Origin of the sequence: Pseudomonas orientalis (genome assembly GCF_001439815.1) — a bacterium.
Classification (GTDB): domain Bacteria; phylum Pseudomonadota; class Gammaproteobacteria; order Pseudomonadales; family Pseudomonadaceae; genus Aquipseudomonas; species Aquipseudomonas orientalis.
Map to the genome: position 1 here is coordinate 56,827 of NZ_JYLM01000012.1, position 11,765 is coordinate 68,591.

Sequence of the window (11,765 nt, forward strand, 5' to 3'; positions counted from 1 at the left end):
AGGGGGCTTGCCCCCGATGGCGGTCTCCAAGCTGATAACCATGTCGGCTGACCCACCGCTATCGGGGGCAAGCCCCCTCCCACAGGGGATCACCGTTGACTGGGCAAACAGCGTAATCATTTGACCTCCGGCGGCGTGGTGAAGGTGTGGTACGGCGCGGGCGAGGCCACGCTCCATTCCAGGCCTTCGGCGCCGTCCCAAGGCTTGGCCGGTGCGGCCGGGCCGCCGCGAATGCACTTGATCACGATAAACAGGAAGAAGATCTGCGTGGCGCCGAACATGAAGGCGCCAATCGAGGACACCATGTTGAAGTCGGCGAACTGCAGGTTGTAGTCCGGCACCCGGCGCGGCATGCCGGCCAGGCCCACGAAGTGCATCGGGAAGAACGCCATGTTCATGCCCACGAAGGACAGCCAGAAGTGCAGCTTGCCCAGGGTTTCGTCATACATGTGGCCGGTCCATTTCGGCAGCCAGTAGTAGGCCGAGGCGAAGATGCCGAAAATCGCGCCGGGTACCAGCACGTAATGGAAATGTGCCACCACGAAGTAGGTGTCGTGGTACTGGAAATCCGCCGGCGCAATTGCCAGCATCAGCCCGGAAAAGCCGCCGATGGTGAACAGGATCACGAAGGCCACCGCAAACAACATTGGCGTCTCGAAGGTCAGCGAGCCCTGCCACATGGTGCTGACCCAGTTGAACACCTTGACCCCGGTAGGCACCGCAATCAGCAGGGTGGCGTACATGAAGAACAGTTCGCCCACCAACGGAATGCCGACCACGAACATATGGTGCGCCCACACGATGAACGACAGGAACGCAATGCTGGCCGTGGCGTAGACCATCGAGGTGTAGCCAAACAACGGCTTGCGCGAAAAGGTCGGGATGATCGAGCTGACGGCGCCGAATGCCGGCAGGATCATGATGTACACCTCGGGGTGGCCGAAGAACCAGAACACATGCTGGAACAGCACCGGATCACCACCGCCGGCCGCACTGAAAAAGCTGGTGCCGAAGTGGATATCCATCAGCATCATGGTCACGCAACCGGCCAGCACCGGCATCACCGCAATCAGCAGGAACGCGGTGATCAGCCAGGTCCACACGAACAGCGGCATTTTCATCAGGGTCATGCCCGGTGCGCGCAGGTTGAGGATGGTGGCGACCACGTTGATCGCGCCCATGATCGAACTGATGCCCATCAGATGGATCGCAAAGATGAAGAACGTCACGCTTTCCGGCGCATAGGTGGTGGAGAGCGGGGCGTAGAAGGTCCAGCCGAAATTCGGCCCGCCGCCGGGGCTGAACAGGGTCGACACCAGCAGCAGGAACGCCGCCGGCAGCAGCCAGAAGCTGAAGTTGTTCATGCGCGGCAGGGCCATGTCCGGCGCGCCGATCATCAGCGGGATCATCCAGTTGGCCAGGCCGACAAAGGCCGGCATCACGGCGCCGAACACCATGATCAGGCCGTGCATGGTGGTCATCTGGTTGAAAAACGCCGGCTCCACGATCTGCAGGCCGGGCTGGAACAGTTCGGCGCGAATCACCATGGCGAACGAGCCGCCCAGCAAAAACATGGTGAAGGCGAACCACAGGTACATCGTGCCGATGTCTTTATGGTTGGTGGTCAGCACCCAGCGCATCAACCCCTTCGCAGGGCCGTGGGCGTGGTCGGCGTGACCATGGTCATCGATCACAGTGCTCATGGCCGTTCTCCTGCAAGCGAGTAAGCGGGGCGATTCAGGGCATTGGCAATGAAGGTAGTCATTTGCTTTGCGCCTGTTTCAGAGCCAGCACGTCTTTGGGCGTGACCATGTCGCCTTTGTTATTGCCCCAGGCATTGCGCTCGTAGGTCACGACAGCGGCGATATCGACTTCCGAAAGTTGCTTGCCAAAGGCCGCCATCGCGGTGCCGGGCTTGCCGTGGTAGACAATGTTCAGGTGATCGACGGCGGGGCCGGTGGCGATTTTCGAGCCCTTGAGCGCCGGGAACATCGGCGGCAGGCCCTGGCCTTCGGCCTGGTGACAGGCCACACAGGTGGTGTGGTAGACCTTGTCGCCGCGCGCCACCAGCTCTTCGCGTGTCCACTCTTTGGATGTCAGCTCCTTGAGCTTGGCCGCCTCCTGCTTGCGCTCGCCGAGCCAGGTGTCGTAGTCGGCCTTGGATTTGACTTCGACCACAATGGGCATGAAGCCGTGGTCCTTGCCGCACAATTCGGCGCACTGGCCGCGATAAATGCCGGGCTTCTCGACACGGGTCCAGGCCTCGTTGACGAAGCCGGGGATAGCGTCACGCTTGACCGCAAAGGCCGGCACCCACCACGAGTGGATCACGTCGGCGGCGGTCACCAGGAAGCGCACCTTCGCCCCCACCGGCAGCACCAGCGGCTGGTCGACTTCCAGCAGGTAATGCTCGCCCTTGGTGGCCTGGTTATGGATCTGCTCGGCGGGTGTGGCCAGGTTGCTGAAGAACTCCACGTCCTGGCCCAGGTATTTGTAGTGCCACTTCCACTGATAGCCGGTGACCTGGATATCGATATCCGACTCACTGCTGTCGTAGATGTTGATCAGAGTCTTGGTCGCCGGAATGGCCATGGCCACCAGGATCAGCAACGGCACCACGGTCCACAGAATTTCCACGGTGGTGCTCTCGTGGAACTTGGCCGCTACCTGGCCCGTGGACCGGCGGTGCAGGATCATCGACCAGAACATCGCGCCAAACACGACGATGCCGATCACCACACAAATCCAGAAAATGGTCATGTGCAGGTCAAACACGGCGTGACTGACTTCAGTAGCCCCTGGCGCCATATTCGTTGTCCAGGCCGCGTGGGCCTGGCCGAATATCGACCACAACAGTAAGCCCATCCAAACGTGTGGATGTCGCGTCATTGCGGGTTCCCCTTTATGTTTCTTGTTATCCCGCCGGTTTGCACCTGCGGCCAAGGGAGCGGCTTCCAGACTGCTTACAACCGCCAAGCCTTGTCTGCGTCATGCAGTTGGGCGTCATCAGCTAATTGCGTTCAAATCCGAGTATAGACAGCCGCAGCGACCCCGCAATGTGTAAGGGCAAATGAGTGGAAACAGATGGGCGGGGCCCAATAGAATAGGCAGCGGAATCGTTTATCCGACGAACGATGGCATTTCGATATAACGTCTACGTATAACCATGAAATAATTATGACAAATGCGTCTTAGGCGCTCGTATAAACGAGCTACCTTATCCTCTCTATTTTCCTACGCCTGCATGACTGGAGCCTTCATGAACACCGCCGCATTGCGCGAGCAGATTTCCCGTGCCCATCAACACGAAGAAACAACGGGCCAACTTGCCCGGCAACTGGAAAAACAATTGCCGCACCTGCATTCGGCCATTTCCCTGGCTGACGGTGATCACAACACTGTCATGACCCGCTTTGTCACCGCCTATATCGACCTTGTCCCCGAGTTGCTCGACGCCGCCAATGACGTAGCTCGCGAAGCGGGAATCGAAGGCCAGATCAAGCCTGTGCTGAAGATTGCCGAGCATTTCTTCCTGCAGCCGCCGGCGATTCTGGCTGGCCACGAGGGTCTGGACGGCCTGCTGGACGAGGCCTACCTGGCGCACCGTCTGGTGGAGGAGGTCAACGATCTGTATATCAAGCATTTTGGCCAGCCGCTGATTCCGGCGGACACCACGGTTGCCAACCTGATTGCCCATCAATTGATTGGTGAAGCGTTCGCCAATCAGTTGGATGAAGCCGTGCACCTGGCGGTAGATGAGATGCTTAACGAAGAGAGCTTTGCACTGGAGTCGGTCGAGGCTTATCGCGAAACGCTCAAAAGCCCGAACACCGAAGCCGCGTGGAAGCGCTGGCCGTGCCTGTCGCGCCAGTTGGGCGTTGAGCTGGCGCTGTAATCTTCGGCTACGACGATCAAATGTGGGAGGGGGCTTGCCCCCTCCCACATTTTTTTACCCGGTTTCGTCAGGTAGTAGACGGCGCCGAGCCAATCCCCACCGTCGTTCGCACCCGACCTTCCAACCGACGCTTCAAGCCACGCGCTTCGATCACCAGCTTCGAGCCCTTGGCCGCATTGGCGCGCCCCCACTCCTCCAGCAGCTCCAGGCAGGAGTGGTCGATATAACTGAGGTTATTGAGCGGCACATGCACGGTGGTCCCCGTCGGCACGGTGGACAGCACCTGCGTCAACGCCGGTACTTTGAGGAATGTCGCCGCACCGGTCAGGCGCAACTCCATCTCACCATCCTGGGGCAAATCGATCAGGCTGACTTTCAGCCGTGATGCCTTGAACGCCAGCTTGACCAGCGTCAGCCCGAAGCCCACCAGTACGCCCGTCAGCAGATCGGTGAAGATGATCGCCAACGCCGTGGCCGCATAGGTGAACATCGGCATCCGGCCATAACGTCCCAAGGCCTTGAACGCCTTCACGTCCACCAGCTTGATCCCGGTATACACCAGCACGCCCGCCAGGCTCGCCACCGGAATGCTTTGCAGCACACTCGACAGCAACAGCACGAAGCCCAACAGCCACAGGCCATGGAACATCGCCGACAAACGCGTGGTGGCGCCCGCCTGGACGTTGGCCGAGCTGCGCACAATCACGCCGGTCATCGGCAAGGCACCGACCAATCCACACAGCATGTTGCCCACGCCTTGAGCGGACAATTCCTTATCGAAATCCGAACGCTGGCCGCTGTGCATGCGGTCGACCGCAGCGGCGGAGAGCAGCGTTTCGGCGCTGGCGATAAACGCGACGGCGAATGCGGCGATCAGCAGTTGCGGGTCAGCCAGGTTGAGCAGGTCGCTGGGGCGCAGCCAATCGATGGCATCGGACAGGTTCTCCGGTACTTCCACGCGCTTGACCTGCAATGCCAGCACCAGGCTGGTCACCGTCGCCAGGCCTACGCCCAGCAGAGCGCCCGGCACAAAGCGCAATTTTTGCGGCCGGAATTTATCCCACAGGTACATCACCAGCATCGTCGACACACCGAGCAAGCCCGCCTGCCAGCCGAGACCGCCGCCAAGGGTAGGAATCGCTTCGATCAATGCGGCCGGGAAGCCCGCCAGGTTATCCAGCCCTGACGGTTTGGGGGCACCGTCGAGCATTACATGGATCTGCGACAGCACGATCAGCACGCCGATCCCCGCCAGCATGCCGTACACCACCGCCGGCGCCGTCACGCGGAACCAGCAGCCGAGGCGCAGACGCCCGGCCACCAGCTGCAGGAACCCCGCCAGCAGCAGGATAGGCCCCAGCATCAGCATGCCGTGCTGGCGCACCAGCTCGAACACCAGCACCGCCAGGCCCGCTGCCGGACCGCTGACTTGCAGCGGAGAACCGGCCAACCAGCCCACCACCAGACCACCGATGATGCCGGTGATCAAACCCTTGGCCGGCGGCATGCCGGACGCGATCGCGATCCCCATGCACAAGGGCAGGGCGACCAGGAATACCACCACGGAGGCGAGCAGCTCCCGAGGCAAAACAGCTTTCAATTGAGCAGCACGCATGATGACTCTCCCGAGGCATTCGCCGGGCGCGGTAAAGCCTGGCTGCGTCCATGGCAGCCACCGCATTACCCGGCAGGGAAGTGTGTTAGAAGCGCGCTTTAGGCGTCGCGGATGGAATCGGGCCTTCGCCGCCCAACGGTCGGAACGCCGACTGATCCGCATCGTAGGCCCGGATCTCGCTGGTCTCGATGTTGTAGATCCAACCGTGAATAAACAATTGGCCATTGGCCATGCGCGAAGCCACGGAAGGGTGGGTGCGCAAGTGCTGCAACTGGGCGATGACGTTTTCTTCGGTCAGCACCTTCATGCTCTCGCCTTCATTGGCGCAGTCGCAATTGTCGTGGACCATCGCCTTGGCCACCTCGGCATGACGCAACCAGGCCTTGACCGTCGGCATCTTCTCGAGGCTGTCGGGGTTGAGCACCGCGCGCATGGCGCCGCAATCGGAGTGCCCGCACACGATAATGTGCTGTACGCCCAGGGCGAGTACCGCGTACTCGATGGCCGTGGAAACACCGCCGTTCATCTGGCCGTAGGGAGGGACCACGTTACCCACGTTACGGGTCACGAACAGGTCGCCGGGCGAACTTTGGGTAATCAGCTCGGGCACGATGCGCGAGTCGGCGCAGGTGATGAACATCGCACGCGGACTCTGGGCCGTGGCGAGCTTCTTGAAGAGTTCTTCCTGCTGGGGGAAGACGTCGTGATGAAAATGCAAAAAACCGTCGACGATATGCTGCAGCGCTGCATCGGCGGTTTCCGCCACTTGAGGGGCTGAAGCCGACGCAGCCAACGGCTGTTTATCCTTATCACTCATGATTCAACCTCTTGATCAATGCAGGGAAAGTGTTCAGGTCAGTTCGACGCCTGGGCGGTGAAATAGTTGGGAACTCCACCGACCAAGGCACCGACTCATCAGTCACTCGTTGAACAAGGTACCCATCGAAACTTAACTCAAACTGAATGAACCGCTCTAGACCGGGGGTTTCAGTGATATCAAAACGCGACCATTCCTACAGCAGCTTCGCATTTGTCTTCTTCAGTCTACAACAATGCCATTTGCCTGCCCGGTGGGCAAAATGCCGTGCAATCAAGATTGAAGCCTTCACGGCGATTGAGCCCCAGACGTTTGATCGCCTTACTGAAACGCTGCGCCAGCAGATCGGCAAACGGGCCCTCACCGCGCATGCGCACACCGAAACGGCTGTCATACACTTCGCCGCCCCGCACCTGACGCACCAGGCTCATCACATGCGCCGCGCGCTGCGGGTAATGCGCCGCCAGCCACTCTTCGAACAGCGGCGCCACCTCCAGCGGCAGGCGCAGCATCATGTACGCGGCACTTTGCGCACCCGCGGCATGGGCCTCGGTAAGCAGGCTTTCCAACTCCATGTCATTGATCATCGGAATCATCGGCGAGCACAGCACACCTACCGGAACCCCTGCCTCCCGCATCACCCGTATCGCCCGCAACCGCGCCTTGGGTGCCGCCGTGCGTGGCTCGAGGATGCGCTTGAGCTCATCATCGAGGCTCGTGAGGCTGATCATCACCGCCACGAGCCGTTGCCGGGCCAGTTCGGCAAGCAGATCCAGGTCGCGCAGGATCAATGAGCCCTTGGTGATGATGGTCACCGGGTGCCGGTAGCGCAGCAGCACTTCGAGGGTTTGCCGGGTGATCCTGTATTCGCGCTCGATAGGCTGGTACGGGTCAGTGTTGGAGCCCAGATTGATCGGCGCGCACACGTACCCCGGCTTCGAGAGCTGCTGTTCAAGCACATCGGCGGCATTGCTCTTGGCGATCAGCCGGGTTTCGAAATCCAGCCCCGGCGACATGTCCCAGTAGGCATGGCTGGGCCGCGCATAACAGTAGATACAGCCGTGCTCACAGCCGCGATAGGGGTTGATGGAGCGATCGAACGGCAAGTCCGGCGAGTTATTGCGGGTGATGATGGTCTTGGCCGTTTCGATGCGCACTTCGGTGCCTTGGGTGGGCGGCACTTCCTGGAACCAGCCGTCGTCCTCGGCCACGCTGACGGTAGGCGCGAAACGATTGTGCAGGTTGGTGGCCGTGCCCCGGCCACGGGGTGGCAGTGCAATGGTCATGAAAACGCCTCAATACTGTTTTTATATACAGTATCGAGGCGCGATGTTTCTGACCAGTGCCGTCTGGCGGTCAGTGCTTTTGCGTGACCTGACCCAGGTCGTCACCCGAGGTGGTGCGCATGTCGTTCTTGCGCAGGTCGGCCACGTCACCTGCGCTCACGGGTGCGCCCTGATTGCCCCAGCTGCCACGGATGAAACTGACTACATCCGCCACTTCCTGGTCCGACAAGCGCCAGGCGAATGCCGGCATGGTGAAGGTCGACGGCGCGGCGTGGGTGGCGGGCAAGGTGCCGCCGTTCAACACGATGTTGATCAACGACGTGGCATCCGCCGTCTGCAGCACCGGGTTGCCCGCGAGCGCCGGGAACACCCGCGTATAGCCATGCCCATCGGTACGGTGGCAGGCCGCGCAGTTGTCGATGTACACCGAGGCGCCCGGCTTGCTGTCATCCCCTTTCCAGAGCGCCTGGGCCACTTGTTTGTCGTACTGGTGCGGCTGGTCCTTGGGGTCCACCGCCGGCAGGCTCTTGAGGTAACGGGCAATCGCGGTCAGGTCGTCCTGGGACATGTATTGCATGCTGTGGACCACCACATCGCTCATGCCGCCGAACACCGCACTGCGATCACTGCGACCGGTCTTGAGAAATTGCACCAGCTGCTCTTCGCTCCAGCTGCCAAGGCCGTCCTTGTGGTCGCCGCGCAGGCTTTTCGCAATCCAGCCTTCCAGCGGCGCGCTGCCGGACAGGAATGTGCTGCCGTCAGCGGCGCTCAGGGCTTTTTCCTGCATGGTCAGGGCGCGCGGTGTATGGCACGCACCGCAATGACCGAGGCCTTCCACCAGGTAGGCGCCACGGCTGACCACAGGGTCGGCGGTGGCTTGTACCTGATGTTCCTCGACCGATGGCGCGAACATCCAGCGCCATGCCGCCAGGGGCCAGCGCATGCTCAACGGCCAGGGAATATCACTGTCCTTGTTCTCCTGGGCGACCGGCTCGACGCCTTTCATGAAGTAGGCATATAACGCCTGCATATCGCTGTCGCTGACGCGCGCGTAAGACGGGTAGGGCATCGCCGGGTAAAGCGTACTACCGTTTTTGGCGACGCCATGGCGCACGGCTTTGTCGAAGTCTTCAAAGCTGTAGTCGCCCAGGCCGGTCTTGTCCGGCGTGATGTTGGTGGAGTAAATCACGCCAATGGGGGTTTCCATCGGCAGGCCGCCGGCGAATGGCTTGCCGCCCTTGGCGGTGTGGCAGGCCACGCAATCACCGGCGCGGGCCAGGTATTCACCTTGCTTGATCAGGTCGGTTTCAGCCGCGCTGACCGAGCAACTGCTCAGCAGCGCCAGAGAGGCGATAACGAGTGCTTTCATGGTCATCGCTCCTTATGCCTGAACCAGCGGGCCGGGGTTTTTCAGGTACTGTTCGCGAATTGCCCGAGCCGACCAATAGGTCAAAGCTGCCACCAGACCGGTAGGGTTGTAGCCTAACCCTTGTGGGAAAGCGGACGCCCCCGGGACAAACACGTTGTGTACATCCCAGCTCTGCAGGTAACGGTTCAGCGCGCTGGTTTTCGGGTCGGTGCCCATGATCGCGCCGCCGTTGAGGTGAGTGGTCTGGTACGACGCGGTATTGAAATGCTCGCCGACTTTTTTGCCAAGAACGGCGATTGCCTTGGGATTCATGGCCTGGGCGACCTTGCCCATTTTTTCCATCATGAAGCGGTTCATCTTGATGTCGTTTTCCTGCCAGTCGAAGGTCATTCGCAACAGCGGCAGGCCGTAGGCATCGCGGTAAACCGGGTCCAGATCCAGGTAATTGCTGCGGTAGGACTGATGGGCACCGTGGGAATCCATCGATACCTGGTGGGTGTAGTAATCGGCAGTGGCACGCTTCCAAGCGCTGCCCCAGGCCGGCGTACCCGGCGGGTTGGAGGTGCCGGCGATCGGCCGGCTGCCCGCCTGGTTGACCCACATCGGCGAGCCGCCCACAAAGCCGTGGGGGCCGTGGTCGAAGTTGTCGGCGTTGAAGTCGTCGATGGCCACGCCATTGCCGCCCGCGCCGATAAAGTTGTTGGTGTGGGTGTCCTTGTCGAAGAACGCCTTGATGGTGCCCATGTTCTGGTAGGCAAAGTTCCTGCCGACCACGCCTTCATTGGTAATCGGATCGTAAGGCTTGCCGATGCCCGACAGCAGCATCAGGCGCACGTTGTGGAACTGGAATGCGCCGAGGATCACCAGGTCCGCCGGTTGCTCGCATTCCCGCCCCTGGCCGTCGACATAGCTCACACCAGTGGCTTTCTTCCCGGTGCTGTCGAGGTTGACCTTGAGCACGTGGGAGTTGGGCCGCAGCTCGAAATTTGGCACTTGGCGCAACGCCGGCAGAATATTCACGTTCGGCGACGCCTTGGAATACATGTAGCACACGTAGCCACTGCAAAAGCCGCAGAAATTGCACGGCCCCATCTGCGCGCCGTAAGGGTTGGTGTAAGGCCCGGAAGTATTGGCCGACGGCAGGTTGTAGGGTTTGTAACCCACCTCAGCAGCCGCTTTCTGAAACAGCTGCGCGGAGACCGTGTTTTTCTGCGCCTCCAATGGAAAGGGGTTGGAGCGATCCGGTGCATAGGGGTTGCCGCCGCGACCTTCACCCACCAGCTGACCCTTGACGGTCCAGGCCTGGCCGGAGGTGCCAAAGACTTTTTCCGCGTAGTCGAAAAACGGCTCCAGCTCTTCGTAGCTGACCCCGAAGTCCTGGATGGTCATGTCCTTGGGAATGAAATTCTTCCCATAGCGTTCTTCGTAGTGGCTGCGCATGCGCAGCTCGATGGGATCGACACGAAAATGCACGCCCGACCAATGCAGGCCTGCGCCGCCGACCCCGTTACCCGGCAGGAAGGCGCCGAGCTGGCGGTTGGGCAGGGCGACGTCATTCACGCTATGGCGAATGGTCACGGTTTCTTTGGAAATGTCTTGGAAGAGTTTTTTACGCACGCTGTAGGTCAGTTCGTCGATGACCTGGGGATAGTTGCCGTCAGGGTAGGTGTCCTGCATCGGGCCGCGCTCCAGCGCTACCACGTTCAGGCCTGCCTCGGTCAGCTCCTTGGCCATGATCGCGCCGGTCCAGCCGAAGCCCACGATCACCGCGTCCACTTTCTTCATGATGGTCGCCATGCTCATGCCCTCTCGCCGCGAATGGAAACAGCCGGGAAGGGGTATGGCTCGTTGCGCTCCACCCAGTCCATGAAATCGGCGCGGGCGCCGGGGAAACCGATCATGGTCCAGCCGACCATGCCTTTGTTGCCGCCATGGATGGGATCGCAGAAGAAGCCTTCCTTGGTGTTCTGCAGCAGCAGGTTGAAGAACATCTTCGGCGGCACCGCGTCGAAATGGGCGCTCACTTCGCTGCCACCCGCCTCCAGCCGGCGCAACATATCGTCACGGGTAGCGCTGTCTTGCGCAGCAAAAGCTTTACCGTTGAACGCCTTCGACCAGGCATCCGTCGCGGCGATACCCAGGCGATAGATCTCCTTGGGCACCAATTTGCTCTGCCAGCCCATTTCCGGCGCGGCGTCGGCATTGAAAGGGCCTTGCATGAACCATAGCGCGCCACTGGCGTATGGGGTGTTCATTTGACGGTCGATGTATTCCGGCGCGCCAGCTTCCAGAGCGCCTGGGCCTTGGGCATCAGCGGGAATCAAACGCTCGACGGCGGCGTTGATAAACGCCCATTCCTCGGCGGTGAAATAAGTCGGTTCATACGCCTTATCACTGGGAGCCGGCTGGACTGACGCGGCCTGGGCAGGCTCGGGCGTGGCCATCAGCATCGAACCGCCAAGGCCGGTACTGGCAACCGTGACCACCGGGATCAAGGTCAAGGATTTGCGCAAAAAATCACGCCGGGGGTTGTCTTGATCTTGATCAGACATGGGTGCACCTCATCATGTGGTCACGGGTTTGGCCACCGCTTCTGGGAGCGGCTTGGCTTTTTTTGCTGGGAGCGGCAATCAATGGTTACAAATGATAGCAGGCTAAGCATGTGGAGGTGGCATTCAGCGACGTAAGTCGCATACAGGCGGGCAAAAAAATGGGAGGGGGCTTGCTTCCGATGGCGATGGGTCAGTCATGTGTAGGTTGATTGACATGCTGCTATCGGGGCA

At 60.7% G+C, this 11,765-nt stretch carries 9 protein-coding genes; 1 reads left to right on the forward strand and 8 read right to left on the reverse strand.

Features of this window, described 5'->3' with window-relative positions; genetic code table 11:
• Nucleotides 1-116: 116 nt before the first annotated feature.
• Both ctaD and coxB read right to left on the reverse strand, forming a co-directional pair.
• The gene (ctaD, locus tag TU82_RS23865) at nt 117-1,703 is read right to left on the reverse strand and encodes a cytochrome c oxidase subunit I (protein ID WP_057725709.1); all 1,587 of its coding nucleotides are present in this window, start codon (nt 1,701-1,703) and stop codon (nt 117-119) included.
• Between the two features lie 58 nt (nt 1,704-1,761).
• Complete coding sequence (coxB, locus tag TU82_RS23870) at nt 1,762-2,889, reverse strand: cytochrome c oxidase subunit II (protein WP_057725710.1); 1,128 nt, start codon at nt 2,887-2,889, stop codon at nt 1,762-1,764.
• Nucleotides 2,890-3,259: 370 nt separating this feature from the next.
• Between coxB and TU82_RS23875 the strand changes: the two genes are divergently transcribed.
• Nucleotides 3,260-3,895, forward strand: a complete 636-nt coding sequence (locus TU82_RS23875) for a hypothetical protein (RefSeq protein ID WP_057725711.1) — start codon at nt 3,260-3,262, stop codon at nt 3,893-3,895.
• Nucleotides 3,896-3,962: 67 nt separating this feature from the next.
• Here the strand turns inward: TU82_RS23875 and TU82_RS23880 are convergent, their stop codons facing one another.
• The 6 genes from TU82_RS23880 to TU82_RS23905 all read right to left on the reverse strand — a co-directional run bounded on the left by TU82_RS23880 (nt 3,963) and on the right by TU82_RS23905 (nt 11,534).
• Nucleotides 3,963-5,510: a SulP family inorganic anion transporter gene (locus tag TU82_RS23880; protein ID WP_057725712.1), complete on the reverse strand. Its 1,548-nt coding sequence runs from the start codon at nt 5,508-5,510 to the stop codon at nt 3,963-3,965.
• An 85-nt stretch (nt 5,511-5,595) separates the two neighbouring features.
• Complete coding sequence (locus TU82_RS23885) at nt 5,596-6,327, reverse strand: carbonic anhydrase (protein WP_057725713.1); 732 nt, start codon at nt 6,325-6,327, stop codon at nt 5,596-5,598.
• Between the two features lie 227 nt (nt 6,328-6,554).
• Nucleotides 6,555-7,613 carry a PA0069 family radical SAM protein gene (locus TU82_RS23890; RefSeq protein ID WP_057725714.1) on the reverse strand — a complete coding sequence of 353 codons (1,059 nt, stop codon included), beginning with the start codon at nt 7,611-7,613 and terminating at the stop codon, nt 6,555-6,557.
• Nucleotides 7,614-7,683: 70 nt separating this feature from the next.
• Nucleotides 7,684-8,982, reverse strand: coding sequence for a cytochrome c (locus TU82_RS23895; protein WP_057725715.1), 1,299 nt, complete (start codon nt 8,980-8,982; stop codon nt 7,684-7,686).
• Between the two features lie 12 nt (nt 8,983-8,994).
• Complete coding sequence (locus TU82_RS23900) at nt 8,995-10,779, reverse strand: GMC family oxidoreductase (RefSeq protein WP_057725716.1); 1,785 nt, start codon at nt 10,777-10,779, stop codon at nt 8,995-8,997.
• Nucleotides 10,780-10,781: 2 nt separating this feature from the next.
• Nucleotides 10,782-11,534: a gluconate 2-dehydrogenase subunit 3 family protein gene (locus TU82_RS23905; protein WP_057725717.1), complete on the reverse strand. Its 753-nt coding sequence runs from the start codon at nt 11,532-11,534 to the stop codon at nt 10,782-10,784.
• Between the last annotated feature and the right edge of the window lie 231 nt (nt 11,535-11,765).